We start from the raw sequence: 20713 nt of genomic DNA, 5'->3' as shown, positions 1-20713 counted from the left end.
CCGGGGCGACGGGTTGGGTTGCCCCGTTTCGAGAAGCCTTAATCCCTCACGCTTCACTCAATCCAGATTGGGCCGCAGCCAGCGTTCCGCCGTCGCCAGATCGACCCCGCGCCGCGCCGCATAATCCTCCAGCTGATCGCGCCCCACCCGCGCCACGCCGAAATACGCCGCGTCGGGGTGGCCGAAATAGAATCCGCTGACCGCCGCGGTCGGCAGCATCGCGAAACTCTCGGTCAGGCTGATGCCGGTCGCATGATGCGCGTCGAGCAGCTTGAACAGGATCGGTTTCAGGCTGTGGTCGGGGCACGCCGGATAGCCGGGCGCCGGGCGGATGCCGCGATACTGTTCGCGGATCAGCGCCTCGCCGGTCAGCTGCTCGCCCGCCGCATAGCCCCACAGGTCGGTGCGGACATGCGCGTGCAGCCGCTCGGCGAACGCCTCGGCCAGCCGGTCGGCCAGCGCCTTCAACAGGATGTCCGAATAATCGTCGATCGCCGCCTTGAACCGCGCCAGATGCGGCTCGATGCCGTGAATCGACACCGTAAAGCCGCCGATCCAGTCACCATCATGGCTGATGAAATCGGCGAGGCACATGTTGGCGCGGCCCTCGCGCTTCGCGACTTGCTGGCGCAGGAAGGGCAGGCGGACATTTTCCTCGCTGTCGAGATGCAGGATGACGTCGTCGCCGTCGCGCGCGCACGGCCACAGGCCGCACACCCCGCGCGCGACCAGCCATTTTTCCGCGATGATGCGGTCGAGCATCCGCTGCGCGTCGGCGAACAGGCTGCGCGCGCTCTCGCCCACCACCGCGTCGTCGAGGATCGCGGGATAATTGCCGTGCAGTTCCCAGGCGCGGAAGAACGGGGTCCAGTCGATATAGTCCTTGAGATCCGTGAGGTCCCAGTCGCGGAACACATGGACGCCGGGCTGCCTGGGCGCGGCGGGCTTCAGCGTCATGTCTGCCTCGAACGCATTGTCGCGCGCGCGCGCGATCGGCACCAGCTCGCTTTGCGTCCGTCCCTCGCGCGCGTCGCGCACGGCCTGATATTCGTCGGCGACCTTCGCGACGAAATCGTCGCGCTGGGTGTCGGAGACCAAGGTCGTCGCCACGCCGACCGCGCGGCTGGCGTCCAGCACATGGACGACCGGTCCCGCATAGGCGGGCGCGATCCTCAGCGCGGTGTGCACCTTGCTCGTCGTCGCCCCGCCGATCAGCAGCGGCATCGTCATGCCGGCGCGCTGCATTTCCTCCGCCACCGTCACCATTTCGTCCAGCGACGGCGTGATCAGGCCCGACAGCCCGATCATGTCGGCGTCATTCTCGTTCGCGGCGTCGAGAATCTTCGACCACGGCACCATCACGCCCAGGTCGACGACGTCGAAGCCGTTGCACTGGAGCACCACGCCGACGATGTTCTTGCCGATGTCGTGCACGTCGCCCTTGACGGTCGCCATGATCACCTTGCCCTTGCCGCGCGCGCCGGGCTGTTTCTCCGCCTCGATATAGGGGAGCAGGTGGGCGACCGCCTTCTTCATCACGCGGGCGGATTTCACCACCTGGGGCAGGAACATCTTGCCCGATCCGAACAGGTCGCCGACGACGTTCATGCCGTCCATCAACGGCCCTTCGATCACTTCGATCGGGCGGCCGCCGCGCGCCGCCACCTCGATCCGCGCGGCCTCGGTATCCTCGACGACATGCAGGTCGATGCCCTTGACCAGCGCGTGTTCCAGCCGGCGCGACACGCCCCAGCCGCGCCATTCCGCCGCCTGCTTCTCCGCCACCGCATCAGTGCCGCGATAGCGTTCGGCCAGCGCCACCAGCCGGTCGCCGGCCTCAGGGTCGCGGTTGAGCACCACGTCCTCGCACGCGGTGCGCAGTTCGGGATCGATCGTGTCATAGATGTCGAGTTGCCCCGCATTGACGATCGCCATGTCCATGCCGGCGGGGATGGCGTGATACAGGAACACGCTGTGCATCGCGCGCCGCACCGGTTCGTTGCCGCGAAAGCTGAACGACAGGTTGGACAGCCCGCCCGAGATATGGACATGCGGGCAGCGCGCCTTGATCTCCCGCGTCGCCTCGATGAAGTCGACCGCATAATTGTTGTGCTCCTCGATCCCCGTCGCCACCGCGAACACATTGGGGTCGAAGATGATGTCCTCGGGCGGGAAGCCGATGCCCGTCAGCAGCTTGTAGGCGCGCGCGCAAATCTCGACCTTGCGGTCCTTCGTGTCGGCCTGCCCGACCTCGTCGAACGCCATGACAACGACCGCCGCGCCATAGGCCATGCATTTGCGCGCATGCTCCAGGAACTGCGCCTCGCCCTCCTTCATGCTGATCGAATTGACGATCGGCTTGCCCGACACGCATTTCAGCCCGGCCTCGATCACCTCCCATTTCGAGCTGTCGATCATCACCGGCACGCGCGCGATGTCGGGCTCGGCGGCGATCAGCTTCAGGAAGGTGGTCATGGCGTGGACCGCATCCAGCAGCCCCTCGTCCATGTTGACGTCGATCACCTGCGCGCCGTTCTCGACCTGCTGGCGCGCAACCTCGACCGCCTTGGCATAGTCGCCGGCCATGATCAGCTTCTTGAACGCCGCGGAACCCGTGACGTTGGTGCGCTCGCCGACATTGACGAAATTGGTGGAGGTGCTTGTAGAAGTCACAAATGTTCCGTTCGTTTCGAGCGAAGTCGAGAAACGCTAACCGATAGCGCTGAGGCCCGTTTCTCGACTTCGCTCGAAACGAACGGGCTGCTCTGGAAGGGTCGGAGTTACGCCGCCATGGTGAACGGCTCCAGCCCGGCGAGGCGCGTCATCACGGGCGGCTCGGGCATGACGCGCGGGGCCATCCCCGACACCGCATCGGCAATCGCGCGGATATGCGCGGGCGTCGATCCGCAGCAGCCGCCCAGGATGTTGACCTGCCCCGCTTCCGCCCATTCGCGCACCAGCGTGGCGGTCGTTGCGGGCAGCTCGTCATAGGCACCCAGTTCGTTGGGCAGCCCGGCATTGGGATAGACCATGATCAGCGTATCGGCGATGCCTGCCAGCACCTTGACGTGCGGGCGCAGCTGTTCCGCCCCGAACGAGCAGTTGAGCCCGATCGTCACCGGCCGCGCGTGACGCACCGCGTGCCAGAACGCCTCGACCGTATGCCCTGACAGGTTGCGCCCCGACAAGTCAGTCAGCGTCATCGACAGCATGATCGGCAGGTCGCGACCCAGCGCCGCTTCCGCCTCGATCACCGCCATGATCCCGGCCTTGGCGTTCAGCGTGTCGAACACGGTTTCGATCAGGATGAAGTCCACCCCGCCTTCGACCAGCGCATCGACCTGCTCGCGATACACCTGCTTCAGCGTGTCGAAATCGATCTCGCGATAGCCGGGATCGTTGACGTCGGGCGACAACGACAGCGTCTTGTTGGTCGGGCCGATCGCACCCGCGACGAACCGCGGCTTGCCGTCCTTCGCGACGGCCTCGTCGGCACAGGCGCGCGCGATCCGCGCGGACGCGACGTTGATCTCGCGCACCAGATGTTCGGCACCATAGTCCGCCTGGCTGATCCGGTTGGCGCTGAACGTGTTGGTCGACACGATGTCCGACCCGGCGTCCAGATAGGCGCGCGTGATCGTCTCCGGCACATGCGGCGCGGTAAGCGCCAGGATGTCGTTATTGCCCTTCTGGTCGTGGCTGAGGCCGAGCGTGCCGGCATAATCAGCCTCGGCGAGCTTCCAGTTCTGGATTTCGGTCCCGAACGCACCATCGGTCATCAGGATGCGGGTGCGGGCCTGGGCGAGCAGGGCTTCTCTGGCGGTCATATCTAATCCGTATGCCTTGAATGGTTGTCGATGCCCGGGCGCTGCACCTGGTAAACCGGATGATCTCTTCCCCGTTCGTTTCGAGCGAAGTCGAGAAACGCGGGACCGGGTCGACGTTTCTCGACTTCGCTCGAAACGAACGGCGCTTTGGGTTCCTCGTTGAATTAAGCCGCCGCCAGCCCCGCTACCGGCCGTGCCCTCAGCCCCAGCAGGTGACAGATGGCAAAGCTCAGCTCGGCGCGGTTGAGCGTGTAGAAATGGAAATGGCGCACCCCACCCGCATAGAGCTTGCGGCACAGTTCCGCCGCCACCGTCGCCGCGACCAGCTGGCGCGCGGCGGGATGGTCGTCCAGCCCCTCGAACAGCCGATCCATCCATTGCGGGATCGCCGCACCGCACATGCGGGCGAACTTGCGCGTCTGGGCGACGTTGGACACCGGCAGGATGCCGGGCACGATCTCAGCCGAAATGCCCGCGGCTGCGGCGGCGTCGCGAAAGCGGAAGAACGTCTCCGCCTCAAAGAAGAACTGCGTGATCGCGCGCGTCGCGCCCGCGTCCAGCTTGCGCTTCAGATTGTCGATGTCGCTCGCCTGACTGACGGCTTCGGGATGCGCCTCCGGATAGGCGGCCACCGAAATCTCGAACGGGCGGATGCGGCGCAGCCCGGCGACCAGGTCGGCCGCGCTGGCATAGCCGTCGGGGTGCGGCACGAACCTGGCGCCCATTTCCGGCGGATCGCCGCGCAGCGCCACGATGTGGCGCACGCCGGCCGCCCAATATTCCTCGGCGACTGCGTGAATCTCCTCGCGCGAGGCTTCGACACAGGTCAGGTGCGCCGCCGCCGGGATCGGCGTCTCGCGCCCGATCCGCGCGACCGTCGCGTGGGTGCGCTCGCGCGTCGATCCGCCCGCGCCATAGGTGACCGAAACGAAGCGCGGGCCCAGCGGCGCCAGCGTCGTCACCGCGTCCCACAATGCCGCCTCCATCTTCTCGGTGCGCGGCGGAAAGAACTCGAAGCTCACTTGCGCATCGCCCGCCAGGTCGGCGAACAGCGGCGCGTCGAGCGCGCGGCGCGCTTCCTCGAGCTGGGGAACCGATAGGGTCATGCCGCCTCAACCTCCAACACAGGGCCGGCCGCCTTGCGCGCCAGCCAGATCTTCACCGTCAATTCCCCGCCCTCCAGCGTCTCGGTCCGCGTCGGCATCAACCCCGCCTCGTCGAACCAGCCGATCACCTGCTCGTCCGAAAAACCCAGCCGCGCATGCGCGTCGCGGGTGCGCAGTTCTTCGCGCGCGTGCGGGGCGAAATCGACGATCATCAAGCGGCCGTTGGCGCGCAGCACGCGCGCTGCCTCCGCGATGACCGCTTCGGGGGCCTGCGCGAAATGCAGCACATGGTGCAGGATCGCGGTGTCGGCCGCGCCGTCCTCGACCGGCAGCGCCAGGAAATCCGCCTGGCGCAGCTCGGCGGCGGCCAGCCCACGCTCGCTCAGCTTGGCGCGTGCCAGCCGCAGCATTTCCGAGCTGCGGTCGATCCCGATCGAACTTTCGGCAAGCGGCCCGAAGCGTTCCAGCATCCGGCCCGTGCCCGTGCCGATGTCGACCAGCCGGCCGAGCGAGCCGTTGCCGAACAGCCGCGCCATCATCGCCTCGACCTCGGCTTCGGGGACATGGAGCGACCGGATCGCATCCCATTCGCCGGCATGGTCCTGGAACCACTGCGCCGCCGCGGCCGCCCGATCCGCGCGCACCGCGGCGAGCAGCGCAGCATCGGCCTCGATATTGCGCGCCAGCGTGCCGAGCGGCCAGGCATCGATCGCGTCGATCAACGCATCGATCCGCGCGCCTTCGGCCAGTGCGACGAACACCCAGCTGCCTTCCTTGCGCCGTTCGGCGACGCCCGCATCGCACAGGATCTTCACGTGCCGCGACACGCGCGGCTGGCTTTGCCCCAGCACCTGCGCCAATTCGCCGACGGCGAGCTCCATCGAGCGCAGCAGCGCGAGGATGCGCAGCCGCGTCGGGTCGCCCAGCGCGCGAAACAGGTCGAGGGCATTGGCCATGGATATGATATAAAGATTTCTTTATATGAGGTCAATGGATCGTTCGGCCGGATTGCTCGTTGCACCTCCGATACCGATCGGCCCGGCCCATCGGGATCCGTGTGCCCTCCGGGGCCATACGCGCCGTTCGTCACCATGTTTTTTTTGAGGGAAATCCATGAAGAAAGCCGTGTTCGCAATCGCCGTTGCCACCGCCGCCCTGACGCTGGGCGCCTGTTCGGAGCGCGCTCAGGACGAAACGTCGGAGGCCGCGGAAACCGTCGCCGCCGATGCCGAAGCGACGATGGGCGAAGCCGCCAACGATGTCAGCGCGGCGAGCCAGGATGCCTTCCAGGCAGCCGAGAACACCGCCGATGCCGCCGGTGCCGCGATCGACAACGGCACGCGTGAAGCCGGCGAGGAGCTGGAAGAAGCCGGGCGCGACCTCCAGAACTGAGCCGCCGGCGCGCTGGATCAATCGTCCGCGAACACGAACGGGGTCAGCCCCGCCTCGCGATCGTGGACGACCAGCGTCCGCCCCGGCGGCGGCAGCGACCGCTGGGGGCAATCGGCACGCAGGCAGCGTGCGCATCCCAGTCCCGTCGGCGCGGCGCGCCCCGCCAGATCCTGGCCGCGTGCCGCCGCCAGCGTGACCGCGTCGCCCGCCGCCAGCCCCAGCACGATCGCAAAGCGCGCGCGTACCGCGCCGACCCGCGCGCCCTGCGGCTGCACGGTTCGCGCCAGCGTGAACCAGCGGCTGCCATCCTCCAGCGCCACCAACTGGGTAATCAGGTCGCCGGGCCGCGCGAACGCGTCCAGCGCATCCCATAGCGGGCACAGCCCCCCGCCCTCGACCAGCGGCGCGCCACTCGCCCCCGCCAGCCGCTTGGAAATCTGCCCCGCCCGGTCGACGCGCAGCATGAAGAAGGGCAGCCCCCGCGCGCCGACGCGCTGGAGCGTCGTCATGCGGTGCGCGACCTGCTCGAACCCCGCGCCGAACCTGCGCATCAGCAACTCGATGTCATACCCCGTCGCCTCGCACGCGCGATGGAAGCGTGCATAGGGCATCATCACCGCCGCCGCGAAATAGCCGGCCAGGTAGCGCCGGAACAGACGCTCCGCGACCGGATCGGTGATGGCCGCGCCCCGGCTGAGCGCGTCGATCTCGGTCGCCGCCTCACGCTGTCCGAGCTGCGTCGCGAGCGCGAACACGCGCGATGCCGGATCGAGCATCTCCGACAGCTGCAGCTGCCGCGCGTGCAGGTCGAGCCGCCGCAGCCGGTTGGGCATCACCTCGACCGGCAGCACGCGCACCGACAGCTGGTGCTTGACCCGCAACCGGTCGGCCATCGCGCCATAGGGGTCGCCGCCCGCGACGCGCAGGTCGTCGGCCAGCCGTTCCGCCGCACCGTCCAGGTCAGCGAAATAGTTGCGCCAGCGTTCGACCGCACGCCGCGCGGCAAGCTGCGGATCGTCGCCGTCTCCCGCCGCCGGCGCGCCCGATCCTGCCCGGTCGAACGCACGCGCAAAGGCCTCCGCCCCGCCCGGGGCCGCCGCCACCCATGCATCAAGCTCGCCCCGGTCGATCGCCAGGTCGGCGAACATCGGATCCGCCAGCCGTCGTCGCAGCGCCTCGACCCCGCCGCCCGGCTCGCTCGCCGCGATGCTGCGCGGATCGAAATCGAATTGCTGGGCGAGCGCGACCAGCAGGGCGGCGGAGATCGGCCGCTGATTGCGCTCGACCAGGTTGAGATAGCTGGGCGAAATACCGAGCGCGGCCGCCATCGCCGCCTGGGTCAGCCCCGCTGCGCGGCGCAGCCGGCGCACCGCGTGCCCGGCGAACAGCTTGCCTTCTGCCATATGCGCAACTTGTACGTATATTTACATGATGACAAGCCACGGCGGGTGATCCGCGACACCGACACCCGATTTTGCCCGCATTTCGTTCGCGTCTGCGGAATATCGGGGGTAGTCGGCACGCATCACGCGGCGTTTCGGGCGCAAGATTGTAAAGGAACGACAGATGGCCAGCTTCAACGACCTCGTCCCCGCTCCCGCCGGGCGCTTCGACGGCATCGTGCGGCCGTACAGCGCCGACGATGTCGCCAAGCTGCGCGGATCGATCACGATCGAACATACGCTGGCGCGCAAGGGCGCGGAAAAGCTGTGGGAACTGCTGAAGAGCGAAGACTATATCAACGCGCTCGGCGCGTTGTCGGGCAACCAGGCGATGCAGATGGTGCGCGCCGGCCTGAAGGCGATCTATCTGTCGGGTTGGCAGGTCGCCGCCGACGCCAATACCGCCGGCCAGATGTATCCCGACCAGTCGCTCTATCCCGCCAATGCCGGCCCGGAACTGGCGCGGCGGATCAATGCGACGCTGCAGCGCGCGGACCAGATCGAGCATTCGGAGGGTGGCGCCACCCGCGACTGGTTCGCCCCCATCGTCGCCGATGCCGAAGCCGGCTTTGGCGGCCCGCTCAACTGCTATGAGATCATGAAGGCGTATATCGCCGCCGGTGCTGCGGGCGTGCATTACGAGGACCAGCTGGCGAGCGAGAAGAAGTGCGGCCATCTGGGCGGCAAGGTGCTGATCCCGACCCAGGCGCATATCCGCAACCTCGACGCCGCGCGCCTCGCCGCCGATGTCGCCGGTGTGCCGACGATCATCTGCGCGCGCACCGATGCGGAAAGCGCCAAGCTGATCACCAGCGACGTCGACGAGCGCGATCACGAATTCCTGACCGGCGAACGCACGCCCGAGGGTTTTTTCCGCCTGAAGGACGGCACCGGCGTCGATCACTGCATCAAGCGCGGCCTGGCCTTCGCCGAACATGCCGACCTGTTGTGGTGGGAAACGTCGAAGCCCAACATGGACGATGCGCGCCGCTTTGCCGAAGCGATCAAGAAGCAGTTTCCCGACAAGATGCTGGCGTACAACTGCTCGCCCAGCTTCAACTGGGAGAAGAATCTCGACAAGGACGACATTGCGCGGTTCCAGCGCGAGATCGGCGCGATGGGCTACAAGTTCCAGTTCGTGACGCTCGCCGGCTTCCACCAGCTGAACTACGGCATGTTCGAGCTGGCGCGCGGCTACAAGGATCGCGGCATGGCGGCCTATTCGGAGCTGCAGCAGGCCGAATTTGCGGCGGAAGCGAACGGCTACACCGCGACCCGCCACCAGCGCGAGGTCGGTACCGGCTATTTCGACCTGGTCGCGACCACGCTTGCGGGCGGTGCCAGCTCGACCACCGCGCTCGCGGAATCGACCGAGGCCGCGCAGTTCAAGAAGGAAGCAGCATAAGCCGCACCTTCGTTCAAGTTTCCTGGGGAGGAAAGGGTGCCCGCTGGACCATGTGTCCGGCGGGCATTTCCGTTACGGGGCGCGGAAAATCGTCTCTGTCGGCCGCCCCAAGCCATTCAGCCGCGCCCACCCCTTCCCGTCACCCCGGACTTGATTCGGGGTCCATGCGCTGCCTCAGCGGGAAGCCGATCGCTTGTGGCTCAATCCTGCCGCAAATGTGCGCGGAACCAGTCCGTAAGCTGATCAACCCCGAGCTCTCCCGCCGCCAAAGCGAGAAATGTCACCACCAGCTCCGCATCGCTGCAGTCCAATCGATAGCCGTTCAGCGCAAGGAAGGTTTCGCTCACCACCGCTGCGGTTCGCTTGTTGCCATCTACGAACGGATGATTCCGCGCGATCCCGAACGCATAGCTGGCGGCAAGCTCCGCCGCGTCAGGGTCGCCGTAGGCCATCAGGTTCAACGGCCGCGCCATGGCGCTGTGTAGCATGTTTTCGTCGCGCAGCCCTGCGGCGCCGCCATGCTCGGCCAGCTGTTCGTGATGAGCGGCAACGGCCACGCCGACGTCCACCCACACCCATTGGCGAGGCACTATTTGGCAAGCTCACGAAGCGCGGCACGACGGCGCGCCATGACCTCGCGTGCAACCTCCATCTGGGCCTCGAAATCCGGGTCACGCTTGCTGATCGTGAATCCTTCGGGGACCTCGCTCACAAACAGCTCGTCACCAAGCTCCACGCGAAGCCGGGCAAGCAATTCCTTCGGCAGAACGATCCCCGTCGAATTGCCGATTTTGATCAGTTTCAAGGGCTTGGTCATACAAACGTTATAACACGCCTTTCGCTTCCGCGCCAGCCGCCGCGAGCCGGGCGATGCGGGCCTCATGCTCGGCCCGGCCAAAGGGAAAGCGCACGAACACTGCGGTCCCGACCAGCCCGATGACCAGATAAACGATCGAGAAGATCAGCGTCAGCCGGTCGAGCGCGTCGACCGGCACCGCGCCCCGGACCGCATTCTGCGGGAAATCCGCCGCCCACAGGATCAGCCCGCTGAGAAAGATGCCGACGCCGCCGGTGCATTTCTGGATGAAGAAGGACCCCGCGAAGAACACGCCTTCGGAACGGCGGCCGGTCGTGACTTCCGAATGTTCGACCACATCGGCCATCATCGACGCGCCCAGGATCATCGCCGCCACGCTGCACGCCGTGTTGGGCACATAGATGCCGAACAGCACCGGCAGCATCATCGGGCTGTCGACCGCCGGGAACCACCCGGCAAGCCGCAGCCAATAGGGCAGCGTCGCCAGGATCGCCGTCAACAGCGTGAACATCGCCGCCGCGCGCGGCTTGCCCATCCGCGCACCGACGCGCCCGGCGATGGCGAACGCGATGACCACGCCCGCGAACAGCACGCCGGCCAGCACGGTGAAGGCCCCCGTGCCGAACTGCCAGACATAGGAATAGAGATAGTTGGACAGGGCAAAGCTGATGCCCTGGTTAGTGTACACGCACAGCCCCGCGAGCATCAGCACCGCGAACGCCCGGTTGCGCACCGCCTCCACCAGTTCGCGAAACGCCTGGCCCATGCCGCCCTCGACCGCCGGTTGCCGGGGCAGCGACGCGATCTCGCGGTGCGTGCCCGCTGCGGAGAGCAGGATGGCGAGCATGATCGCCACGGCGCAGGCGACCGAATAGCTCGCATAGCCCCCGCGATTGGCCAACCCGTCCGCACCAGGCGTCTCCGGCACCAGGAAAACCGTATAGGCGGCGAGCAGCGCGACCAGTCCGCCCAGCCAGCCGAACAGATAGCGATAGGCGGTCAGCCGCGTGCGCTCGTCATAATCGGCGCTCAGCTCGGGTGCGAGGGCCTGGCTCGGCACCTCATAGGCCGACACCGCCGACCGCACCATTACCGCGGTCGCGAACAGCCAGGCGAGCGTCGCGCCGGGCGACCATGCCGGCGGGTTCCACAGCAGCAGCCAGCCGATCGCGATCGGCAGCGCCGACGCGTACATCCACGGGTGCCGCCGGCCCCAGCGGGTGCGGGTGCGGTCGGACGCGACGCCGATCGCTGGGTCGATGAACGCATCCAGGATCAGCGCGCACATGATCGCGAAGCCCACCGACGCCGCCGGCAGCCCGATCACCTGGTTGTAGAAGAGCAGCAGGAAGGTGCCGAAGCCGTTGTCCTTCACGCCATAGGCGATCGCGCCGACACCGAAGGACAGGGTCGTGCCGGTCCGCACCCGGCGGGATGGCGGCACTGCGGCCGTCACAGCTTCGGTCATGTGCGTTGTCAAACCTTCCGTGCCCGCCAACGCCAGCATAGGCCACCGCGCGCATCGGTCAAACCATCGCTGTTGGAAGATCGGGTATGCCCACCCGCTTGCCCGTGACCGGGCTTCACGCTAGCACGGGGCCGGCGGGGATGGCCCGTTCGAACAACAGGAACGCTGGAGGTCGCCAGCGTCGCACGGCTTGCGAAAGGCAGGGGATGGCGCTGGATCCGGAAACCTTTGACGCGCTGATCGACACGGTCCGCCGCTTCGTCGCGGAGCGCCTGCGCCCGCTCGAGGCGCGGGTCGAGTCCGACGACGCGATTCCCGCCGATATCGTCGACGAGATGAAGGCGCTCGGCCTGTTCGGCCTGTCGATCGCGCCCGAATATGGCGGGCTCGGCCTGACCATGGGCGAGGAGTGCCGCGTCGCGATCGAGCTTGGCCGCACCACGCCCGCCTTCCGCTCGACCTTCGGCACCAATGTCGGCATCGGCAGCCAGGGCCTCGTGATCGCCGGCACGCCCGACCAGAAGGCGCAGTGGCTGCCGCGCATCGCCAGCGGCGAGATCGTCACCAGCTTCGCGTTGACCGAACCCGATGTCGGGTCCGACAGCGGCAGCGTAAAGACCCGCGCGGTCAGGGACGGCGACGTCTATCGGCTGTCCGGCACCAAGCGCTACATCACCAACGCCGACAAGGCCGACCTGTTCACCGTCATGGCGCGCACCGGCGACGAACCCGGCGGGCGCGGCGTTTCCGCCTTCCTGGTGCCGCGCAACCTGCCCGGCGTGTCGGTGGGCGAGCCCGAGAAGAAGATGGGGCAGAAGGGTGCCAAGGTCGCCGACCTCAACCTTGACGAAGTGCCCGTCCCCGCCGCCAACCGGCTGGGCGCGGAAGGCCAGGGCTTCAAGATCGCGATGCAGGTGCTCGACCGCGGGCGGCTGCACATCGCCGCGGTGTGCGTGGGCGTCGCCGAGCGGCTGATCGCCGATTGCGTCGCCTATGCCGGCGAGCGCCGCCAGTTCGGCAAACCCATCGCCGAGCACCAGCTGATCCAGGCGATGATCGCCGACTCAAAGACTGAAGCCCTCGCCGCCCGCGCCCTCGTCCTCGAAACCGCCGCGCGCAAGGATGCGGGCGACGACGTGGTCATGGAAAGCGCGGCAGCCAAATACTATGCCAGCGAAATGGTCGGCCGCGTCGCCGATCGCGCGGTGCAGATCTACGGTGGCGCGGGTTACATCGCCGATTACGGCATCGAACGCCTCTATCGCGACGTCCGCCTGTTCCGCATCTACGAAGGCACCAGCCAGATCCAGCAGCTCATCATCGCCCGCGAAACGATGAAGCGCGGGGGATAGGCTCGCCGCAGCGGATCGGGGAACCCGATCCGTGACCCGGCGGCGAGCCCGGCCAGCGGCGCTTGCGCCGTCTGACGACGCGGCTTTGCCGCGGCGGGCTGCCCGATACCAAGCCTGACTCGACCCGCCTCGGGTCAGACCACCAGTGAAAGGATGCACATGGACACGACCACCCTGTTCCGCCTCGACGGCCGCGTCGCCTTGGTCACCGGCGGCTCGCGCGGCATCGGCAAGATGATCGCCGCGGGCTTCGTCGCCTCGGGCGCGAAGGTCTATATCTCGGCCCGCAAGGCCGACGCCTGCTTCGCCACCGCCGAGGAACTCGGCCCCAACTGCATCGCGCTGCCCCAGGACGTGTCGACCGTCGCCGGGTGCAAGGCGCTCGCAGCGCAGCTTGCCGAGCATGAGGACAGGCTCGACATCCTGGTCAACAATGCCGGTGCCGCCTGGGGCGAGCCGTTCGAGGATTTCCCAGAAAAGGGCTGGGACAAGGTCATGGACCTCAACGTCAAATCACCCTTCTTTCTCACTCAGGCGCTGCACCCCGCGCTGAAAGCCGCCGCGTCGCGCGCGCGCCCGGCCAAGGTCATCAACATCACCTCTATCGACGGCCAGCGGCTCAACCCGTGGGAAACCTACAGCTATCACGCATCCAAATCGGCGCTGATCTATCTGACCAAGCGCATGGCCGCCCGGCTGATCCGCGACGCAATCAACGTCACCTCGATCGCCCCCGGCGCCTTCGCGAGCGACATGAACAAGGCCGCGCGCGATCATGGCGACGCGGTCGGCCAAGCGATCCCCGCCAGGCGCATCGGCGAGGCGGAGGACATGGCCGCCGCCGCCATCTACCTCGCCAGCCGCGCCGGCGACTATGTGGTCGGCGACACAATCACGGTCGACGGCGGTCTGGTCAATGCATCGCTGGGGACCAGCATCGACGCGTGAGCCGCATCCCTGCGCATCCCCGCCGCTCTTCCCAACGACACGGCCAGCCACTATCGCTCCCGGCACGGGTCGACGATAGGCGCCTGCGCAGGCGACATGGGGGATAGTGGTGCGGTCAACGACCGGTGAACATTGGATCGCGCTCGATCACATTCGTGCGCTCGCGGCCTTTCTCGTCTTCTGCTGGCATTTCCTCCACTGGATGGACGGCACGCCGGTACCCTTCGACGGCGCGCCCGATGTCTTCGTGCTCGCACCATTTGACGAAGGGCACACCGGCGTCGCGCTGTTCATGGCCTTGTCGGGCTACATCTTCGCCAAGCTGCTCGACGGCCGCCGCATCCTGATCGGCTGGTTCCTCTGGAACCGCTTGCTGCGCCTCGCCCCGCTCCTCCTCGTCACCATGGCGCTTGCGGGTGCCAATATCGTGCTGCATGGCGGCGACTGGGCCGGCTATGCCGCATCCTTGCCGCTCGGCCTGATCCTGCCCAGCTGGCCGAACGGCGGTTGGTCGATCGCGGTTGAGCTGCACTTCTACGTGATCCTGCCCTTGCTGCTCGTCGTGCTGCGCCGCAACCCGGCATGGCTCGCGCTCTCGCTGCTCGGATCGATCACGCTGCGGACCGGCATTTTCCTTCAGCTGGGCGAGGTGAAGACGGCGGCCTATTTCACCATCATCGGCCGATACGACGATTTCGTGCTGGGGATCCTCGCGTTTCAGTATCGGCACCATTTCGGCCGGCGTCATCGGCTCGCGCTGCTGGTCCTGCTCGCCTATTGCGCCTTCTACTGGGCATTCGACCGACTGGGCGGCTCGAATGGGCTGGAGCGATCACCGATCTGGATCATCCTGCCGACGATCGAAGCGGCCTGCTTCGCCGCGCTGATTGCATATTATGACCAGTCGACCGCATTCCGCGACCGCGGCGTGTCGTGGCTGGTCGCGAAAGCCGGCGCGTACAGCTATTCGATCTACCTGCTTCACGCGTTCGTCGTGCACCACATGGCGCGCCTGCTCGACCGATATTTCGACCTGTCGAACTTCTACGTCGCGCTCGCCTTTGCCGTGCCGGCATTCCTGGCGATGCTGCCGATCGGGTATCTCAGCTATCGCTTCATCGAGGCACCGCCGCTCGCCTATCGCCGCCGCTATGCTATCGCCGACCCCGCGCAGTCCAGGCCGGCGACGAACGCGCTCGATCAGGAAGCACGCGAGGCGCTCTAGGCGCCGGGCGGGTGCCGCCCCGGCGGCGTCGGCTAGCGCGCGATCCCGCCCGCGGCGAGCACCGCCAGCGTCACCAGCTCGCTCGCGGTGCTCGTCATCGGTGCAATCTGCACCGATTTCTCCATGCCGAGCAGCATCGGACCGATCATCGTGTCGCCGCCCAGTTCGCGCAGCAATTTCGCGGAGATGTTCGCCGACTGCAGCCCGGGCATGATCAGCACATTGGCCGGGCCGGACAGCCGCGCGAATGGAAACTTGGCCAGCTGCACCGGATTGAGCGCCACGTCGGGCGCCATTTCGCCTTCATATTCGAAGCCGACATCGCGCCCGTCGAGCACGCACACCGCGCCGCGGATATTGTCGATCCACTTGCCCTCGGGATTGCCGAAGGTCGAATAACTCAGGAACGCGACGCGCGGCTCATGCCCCATCCGCCGCGCGACCTGCGCGGTCTGTTCGGCGATGTCGGCCAGTTCCTCGGCGCTCGGCCGCTCGTTCACCGTCGTGTCGGCGATGAACACGGTGTGGCTTTGGCCGACCAGGATGTGGATGCCGAACGGCGTCTTGCCCGGCAGCGGATCGATGACGCGGCGCACCTCGCGGATGTTCTGCGCATAGGTACGCGTGATGCCGGTGATCATCGTGTCGACTTCGCCGAGCTGGAGCATCAGCGCGCCGAAGATGTTGCGGTCCTGGTTGACCATGCGCTCGCAATCGCGGCGCAGATAACCGCGGCGCTGCAACCTGCCATAGAGGAAGTCGACCATGCGCGGCACCAACGGCGACACGCGGCTGTTGTGCACTTCGAAGCTGTCGGGATCGGTGACGCCCAGCGCGCGCAGCCGGTCATGGACATCGTCGCGCCCGACCAGCACCGGGGTGCCATAGCCGCCGTCCTTGAACGCGATCGCCGCGCGCAGCACGACTTCCTCCTCGCCTTCCGCGAACAGCACCCGTTTGGGCCGCGCGCGCGCGCCTTCATAGGCGAGCGTCAGCACCGACGTCGTCGGATTGAGCCGCGCGCGCAGCGTCTGGCGATAGGCCGCCATGTCGAGGATCGGCCGCGTCGCCACGCCTGAATCCATCGCCGCCTTGGCCACCGCCACCGGCACCACCTCCATCAGCCGCGAATCGAACGGCGCGGGGATGATGTAGTCGGGGCCGAAATTATGCTGGACACCGTAAGCGATCGCCACTTCCTCCGGCACCCGCTCGCGGGCCAGTTCGGCGATGGCATTGGCAGCCGCGATCTTCATCGCATCGTTGATGCCGGTCGCCCGCACATCCAGCGCGCCGCGAAAGATAAAGGGGAAGCCGAGCACATTGTTGACCTGGTTGGGATAATCCGACCGGCCGGTGGCGATGATCGCGTCGGGGCGCGCGGCCTTGGCCTGTTCGGGGCGGATCTCCGGCTCGGGATTGGCCATGGCGAAGATGATCGGTGCGGGCGCCATGTCCTTGACCATCTCGGGCTTGAGCGCGCCGGCCGCCGACAGGCCCAGGAACACGTCGGCACCGACCAGCGCCTCGGTCAGCGTGCGGCGGTCGGTCACCGCGGCGTGCGCCGACTTCCACTGGTCCATGCCCTCGGTGCGGCCTTGATAGATCACGCCCTGGCGGTCGCACATGATGACATTGTCGCCACGCACGCCCATCACCTTGATCAGCTCGGTGCAGGCGATGGCGGCTGCGCCCGCGCCATTCACCACCACCTTGATCTCGTCCATGCGCCGCCCGGTCAGCAGGCACGCGTTGATCAGGCCAGCGGCGGTGATGATCGCGGTGCCGTGCTGGTCGTCATGGAACACCGGGATGTTCATCCGCTCGCGCAACGCCTGCTCGATGATGAAGCATTCGGGCGCCTTGATGTCCTCAAGGTTGATGCCGCCGAACGACGGCTCGAGCAGCGCGACGCAGTTGATGAACGCGTCGACATCCTCGGTCGCCACTTCCAGGTCGATCGAATCGACATCGGCAAAGCGCTTGAACAGCACCGCCTTGCCCTCCATCACCGGCTTGGAGGCGAGCGCGCCCAGATTGCCCAGCCCCAGGATCGCGGTGCCGTTGGAAATCACCGCGACCAGATTGCCTTTAGCGGTATAGTCGTAGGCGGTGGCGGGATCTTCGGCGATCGCCTTCACCGGCACCGCAACGCCCGGCGAATAGGCAAGTGCCAGGTCGCGCTGCGTCGCCATCGGCTTGGACGCGATGATCTCGATCTTGCCCGGCCGCCCTTCCGAGTGGAACAGCAGCGCCTCGCGGTCGGAAAACTGGTTGGTCGTCTCTTCGGTCATCGCCGCGCGCTCTCCCTCGCCATGCCGCAGCCTCTAGGACGCTGGCCGCGACTGATCCAGCCCCGGCATGACGATTGCCGTCGCCACTCGCCGACCGGTGACATCCAAACGGGTTCCGCATCCCAGTCCCCACCTTTTGAAGCGACGCGGAAACGCGCAGCGTTCGGAGCCAGCTGCGATCGCGTTCCGGTCGGCACTCTTGCCCTTCAGATCGTGACCCCGACCCCTTCCAATCATCGCCCGCCCCTTTTCAGTCAGATTGTCACTCCGCCGCTTTTCAGATCGTCACCCCGGCCTTGTGCCGGGGTCCACCGTGCAGCCCGCGATGTCGCTGGCCACTGGTCGCGCGCGACCGGCCCAATCCCGCGCATTCGCCGCTGCGCGTTGCACGGCTTGGCGCGGTGGACCCCGGCACAAGGCCGGGGTGACGGCATGTGGCGAACGTGCGTCGATCCCGTCATGCCGGACCTGATGCAGCATCCAGGCACGATGCCACACAATAGAGACGAAACGGGCACGTGACATTTACGGCCGTTTGCGATCCGTTTCCAATCGTCACCCGTGCATCACATTCGTCGCCCCGGCCTTTCCAATCATCGTCCCGTCACTTTTCAAATCGTCACCCCGGCCTTGTGCCGTCGCCGTCGCGCGCAATTGGCCTTTGGCGCGCCCGCATGGCTGCGCTAACGCTCGCGCCGATGGCTGATGCACCCGCCCCTCCGGACGCCCCGCCCACGCCGATGATGGCGCAATATCTCGCGCTCAAGGCGGAGGCGCAGGATTGCCTGCTCTTCTATCGCATGGGCGACTTTTTCGAGATGTTCTTCGACGACGCCAAAGTGGCGAGCGGCGTGCTCGACATCGCGCTGACCGCACGCGGCGAACATGGCGGCGACCGGGTGCCGATGTGCGGCGTGCCCGTCCACGCCGCCACCGCCTATCTCCAGCGGCTGATCAAGGCCGGGCACCGCGTCGCCATCGCCGAGCAGGTCGAAACACCCGAGCAGGCCAGGAAGCGCGCAGGGGCCAAGGCGCTGGTCAGGCGCGCGATCGTCCGCGTCGTCACCGCCGGCACGCTGACCGAGGAGGCCCTGCTCGACAGCCGCAGCACCAACTGGTGCGTCGCCATTGGCGAGGCGGCGGGCGAGGTCGCCATTGCCGCCGCCGACGTGTCGACCGGCCGGTTCGAGATCGTGGCCACCCGCGCGGACGCGCTCGTGGCCGAGCTCGCCCGGCTCGCACCGGCCGAGACCATCGTCGCCGAAGGATCGCCGCACGAGGCGCTGGCGACCGGCATCCGCCCGCGCGCCAGCTTCGACAGCGGCGCGGGCGAGGCGCGGCTGCGCGCGCTGTTCGGCGTGGCGACGCTTGACGGCTTCGGCCCGTTCGGGCGCGCGGCACTTGCCGCTGCCGGCGGGCTGGTCGCCTATCTCGACCATACCGCAAAGGGCGCGCTGCCCTTTCTGCGCCCACCGCGCCTCGACCGCAGCGACGCCAGCATGGCGATCGACGCCGCGACGCGCGAAAGCCTGGAGCTGACCCAGTCGAGCGCAGGCACCCGGCGCGGCAGCCTGCTCGACGCGGTCGACCGCACCGTCACCGGCGCGGGCGCGCGACTGCTCGCCGCCGACATTGCCGCCCCGCTGATGGACCGCGCGGCGATCGAGGCGCGGCTCGATGTGGTCCAGTATTTCCACGACACGCCGGGCCTGCGCGACGGCGCGCGCGCGACGCTGCGCGCGCTCCCCGATATCGGCCGGGCGATCGGGCGGCTGGCGGCGGGGCGCGGCGGCCCGCGCGACCTCGGCCAGCTGCGCGACGGGCTGGACGGCGCGTGGCGGCTGGGCGAGCGGCTGGGGCAGATCGCCGACGCGCCCGCGCTGCTCCGCACGCTCGCGCCGCAGTTGCGCGGCCATGGCGAGCTGGTCGATCTGCTGAAACGCGCGCTGGTGCCCGAACCGCCTGTCGATGCCAGCGCCGGCGGCTTCATCGCGGAAGGCTATGACATCGCGCTCGACGACCTGCGCGCCACGGGTGCCGGGGGGCGACGCGCCATCGCCGCGCTGGAGGCCGAATATCGCCAGCGCACCGGCATTTCCGCGCTCAAGGTCCGCCATAACGGCGTGCTCGGCTACCATATCGAGGTGCCGGCGCGCGCTGCCGACGCGCTGATGCGCCCCGACAGCGGCTTCACCCACCGCCAGACGCTCGCGGGCGTCGTGCGCTTCAACGCCCCCGACCTTCATGACGTCGCGCTGCGCGTCACCCAGTCGGGCGCCCACGCCATCGCTGCGGAGGCCGCGCATCTGGAGGAGCTGACCGCGCGCGCCGTCGACCGGCGCGAGGCGATTGCGGCGACCGCCGACGCGCTCGCGCGGATCGACGTCGCCGCCGGCCTCGCCGAACGCGCCGCAGAGGCCGGGTGGACGCGGCCGGCGCTGGTCGACCATGCCGGTTTCGAAATCAGCGGCGGGCGGCATCCGGTGGTCGAGGACGCGCTGGCGCGCGCGGGCGAACGCTTCGTCGCCAATGACTGCCGCCTGTCGGAGGATTCGCGGCTGTGGCTCGTTACCGGGCCCAACATGGGCGGCAAATCGACCTTTTTGCGCCAGAACGCGCTGATCGCGGTGCTGGCACAGGCGGGCAGCTATGTCCCGGCGGCGCAGGCGACGCTGGGGCTGGTCGACCGCTTGTTCAGCCGGGTCGGCGCGTCGGACAATCTGGCGCGCGGCCGATCGACCTTCATGGTCGAGATGGTCGAAACCGCCGCGATCCTGGCGCAGGCGACGCCGCGCAGCTTCGTGATCCTGGATGAGGTCGGGCGCGGCACCAGCACCTATGACGGGCTCGCCATCGCCTGGGCGGTGGTCGAGGCGATTCATGAGGATAATCGCTGCCGCTGCCTGTTCGCGACGCATTATCACGAGCTGACCCGGCTGGCGGAGCGCTGCCCCGCGCTGAGCCTCCACCATGTCCGCGCGCGCGAGTGGAAGGGCGATCTGGTGCTGCTGCACGAAGTCGCGGACGGACCCGCCGACCGCAGCTACGGCCTGGCGGTCGCGCGCCTTGCCGGGCTGCCGCCGGTTACCATCGCGCGCGCCAAGGCGGTACTGGCAAAGCTGGAGGCCGGGCGCGAGCGGACGGGCGGAATCGCCGCCGGGCTCGACGATCTTCCGCTGTTCGCAGCAGTCGCCACGCCCGAGGCGGCACCCGCCACCGATCCGCTGCGCGACCAGCTCGCGACGCTCGACGTCGACGCGCTCACCCCGCGCGAGGCACTCGACCTGCTCTATCGATTGAAGGGACTGGCGCTGGAATGAAATGCGACCGCATCGCCCCGGCGCAGGCCGGGGCCGCTAAAAATCGAGGAGAGTGAATGGACCCGCTCATCCTGAGTAGCCGCTGAGCTTGTCGAAGCCTGTCCTGAGCGCCTGCCT

15 protein-coding genes are annotated in these 20713 nt (G+C 67.7%); 6 read left to right on the top strand and 9 right to left on the bottom strand.

The window, feature by feature from the left end:
* Positions 1-57: 57 nt before the first annotated feature.
* From metH to AX709_RS07755, 4 genes are all read right to left on the bottom strand, one after another.
* Positions 58-2673, bottom strand: coding sequence for a methionine synthase (gene metH, locus AX709_RS07770; RefSeq protein WP_066548426.1), 2616 nt, complete (start codon positions 2671-2673; stop codon positions 58-60).
* A 107-nt stretch (positions 2674-2780) separates the two neighbouring features.
* Positions 2781-3827 (bottom strand): homocysteine S-methyltransferase family protein, encoded by a 1047-nt coding sequence (locus AX709_RS07765; RefSeq protein WP_066548422.1) that lies wholly within the window; start codon positions 3825-3827, stop codon positions 2781-2783.
* A gap of 164 nt (positions 3828-3991) precedes the next feature.
* On the bottom strand, positions 3992-4933 hold the full coding sequence (gene metF, locus AX709_RS07760; protein WP_066548418.1) for a methylenetetrahydrofolate reductase [NAD(P)H]: 942 nt from the start codon (positions 4931-4933) through the stop codon (positions 3992-3994).
* Positions 4930-5889, bottom strand: coding sequence for an ArsR/SmtB family transcription factor (locus AX709_RS07755; protein WP_066548411.1), 960 nt, complete (start codon positions 5887-5889; stop codon positions 4930-4932). Before AX709_RS07755 ends, metF begins: the two co-directional genes overlap by 4 nt.
* Before the next feature lie 157 nt (positions 5890-6046).
* Between AX709_RS07755 and AX709_RS07750 the strand changes: the two genes are divergently transcribed.
* Entirely contained in the window at positions 6047-6325 is a 279-nt protein-coding gene (locus AX709_RS07750) for a hypothetical protein (RefSeq protein ID WP_066480450.1), read from the top strand.
* Between the two features lie 17 nt (positions 6326-6342).
* Here AX709_RS07750 and AX709_RS07745 read toward each other — a convergent pair whose 3' ends face one another.
* Positions 6343-7728: a helix-turn-helix domain-containing protein gene (locus AX709_RS07745; protein ID WP_066480449.1), complete on the bottom strand. Its 1386-nt coding sequence runs from the start codon at positions 7726-7728 to the stop codon at positions 6343-6345.
* Positions 7729-7891: 163 nt separating this feature from the next.
* Here AX709_RS07745 and aceA point away from each other — a divergent pair, with 163 nt between their 5' ends.
* Positions 7892-9172 carry an isocitrate lyase gene (gene aceA / locus AX709_RS07740; RefSeq protein ID WP_066480446.1) on the top strand — a complete coding sequence of 427 codons (1281 nt, stop codon included), beginning with the start codon at positions 7892-7894 and terminating at the stop codon, positions 9170-9172.
* A 200-nt stretch (positions 9173-9372) separates the two neighbouring features.
* Here aceA and AX709_RS07735 read toward each other — a convergent pair whose 3' ends face one another.
* The 3 genes from AX709_RS07735 to AX709_RS07725 are packed head-to-tail and all read right to left on the bottom strand — an operon-like array spanning position 9373 to position 11457.
* Positions 9373-9741, bottom strand: a complete 369-nt coding sequence (locus AX709_RS07735; protein WP_231727457.1) for a type II toxin-antitoxin system death-on-curing family toxin — start codon at positions 9739-9741, stop codon at positions 9373-9375.
* 20 nt (positions 9742-9761) lie between these two features.
* A complete protein-coding gene (locus AX709_RS07730) occupies positions 9762-9989 on the bottom strand; it encodes an AbrB/MazE/SpoVT family DNA-binding domain-containing protein (RefSeq protein WP_066480443.1) in 228 nt (75 codons plus the stop codon).
* A 7-nt stretch (positions 9990-9996) separates the two neighbouring features.
* Positions 9997-11457, bottom strand: a complete 1461-nt coding sequence (locus AX709_RS07725; protein WP_082731677.1) for an MFS transporter — start codon at positions 11455-11457, stop codon at positions 9997-9999.
* A 206-nt stretch (positions 11458-11663) separates the two neighbouring features.
* On the opposite strand from AX709_RS07725, the gene AX709_RS07720 reads away from it, so the two are divergent.
* From AX709_RS07720 to AX709_RS07710, 3 genes are all read left to right on the top strand, one after another.
* Positions 11664-12809: an acyl-CoA dehydrogenase family protein gene (locus tag AX709_RS07720; protein WP_066480442.1), complete on the top strand. Its 1146-nt coding sequence runs from the start codon at positions 11664-11666 to the stop codon at positions 12807-12809.
* Between the two features lie 159 nt (positions 12810-12968).
* A complete protein-coding gene (locus AX709_RS07715; RefSeq protein WP_066548459.1) occupies positions 12969-13757 on the top strand; it encodes an SDR family oxidoreductase in 789 nt (262 codons plus the stop codon).
* 109 nt (positions 13758-13866) lie between these two features.
* Positions 13867-14982 (top strand): acyltransferase family protein, encoded by a 1116-nt coding sequence (locus AX709_RS07710; RefSeq protein WP_066548453.1) that lies wholly within the window; start codon positions 13867-13869, stop codon positions 14980-14982.
* Positions 14983-15014: 32 nt separating this feature from the next.
* On the opposite strand, the gene AX709_RS07705 is transcribed toward AX709_RS07710, so the two are convergent.
* Complete coding sequence (locus AX709_RS07705; protein ID WP_066548405.1) at positions 15015-17276, bottom strand: NADP-dependent malic enzyme; 2262 nt, start codon at positions 17274-17276, stop codon at positions 15015-15017.
* A 740-nt stretch (positions 17277-18016) separates the two neighbouring features.
* On the opposite strand from AX709_RS07705, the gene mutS reads away from it, so the two are divergent.
* Entirely contained in the window at positions 18017-20596 is a 2580-nt protein-coding gene (gene mutS / locus AX709_RS07700) for a DNA mismatch repair protein MutS (RefSeq protein WP_066548400.1), read from the top strand.
* Positions 20597-20713 lie beyond the last annotated feature (117 nt).

This window comes from Sphingomonas sp. CCH15-F11, from assembly GCF_001557005.1.
Classification (GTDB): Bacteria; Pseudomonadota; Alphaproteobacteria; order Sphingomonadales; family Sphingomonadaceae; genus Sphingomonas.
The sequence above is the reverse complement of the archived record's forward strand: the minus strand, read 5'-3'. Positions and strand labels throughout refer to the sequence as shown.

Coding starts and splice junctions, on each gene's coding strand:
- AX709_RS07720 (WP_066480442.1), top strand. CDS start 11,664: ATGGCGCTGGATCCGGAAACCTTTGACGCGCTGATCGACACGGTCCGC.
- mutS (WP_066548400.1), top strand. CDS start 18,017: ATGATGGCGCAATATCTCGCGCTCAAGGCGGAGGCGCAGGATTGCCTG.
- AX709_RS07765 (WP_066548422.1), bottom strand. CDS start 3,827: ATGACCGCCAGAGAAGCCCTGCTCGCCCAGGCCCGCACCCGCATCCTG.
- AX709_RS07750 (WP_066480450.1), top strand. CDS start 6,047: ATGAAGAAAGCCGTGTTCGCAATCGCCGTTGCCACCGCCGCCCTGACG.
- AX709_RS07715 (WP_066548459.1), top strand. CDS start 12,969: ATGGACACGACCACCCTGTTCCGCCTCGACGGCCGCGTCGCCTTGGTC.
- AX709_RS07755 (WP_066548411.1), bottom strand. CDS start 5,889: ATGGCCAATGCCCTCGACCTGTTTCGCGCGCTGGGCGACCCGACGCGG.
- aceA (WP_066480446.1), top strand. CDS start 7,892: ATGGCCAGCTTCAACGACCTCGTCCCCGCTCCCGCCGGGCGCTTCGAC.
- AX709_RS07745 (WP_066480449.1), bottom strand. CDS start 7,728: ATGGCAGAAGGCAAGCTGTTCGCCGGGCACGCGGTGCGCCGGCTGCGC.
- AX709_RS07730 (WP_066480443.1), bottom strand. CDS start 9,989: ATGACCAAGCCCTTGAAACTGATCAAAATCGGCAATTCGACGGGGATC.
- metF (WP_066548418.1), bottom strand. CDS start 4,933: ATGACCCTATCGGTTCCCCAGCTCGAGGAAGCGCGCCGCGCGCTCGAC.
- AX709_RS07725 (WP_082731677.1), bottom strand. CDS start 11,457: ATGACCGAAGCTGTGACGGCCGCAGTGCCGCCATCCCGCCGGGTGCGG.
- AX709_RS07705 (WP_066548405.1), bottom strand. CDS start 17,276: ATGACCGAAGAGACGACCAACCAGTTTTCCGACCGCGAGGCGCTGCTG.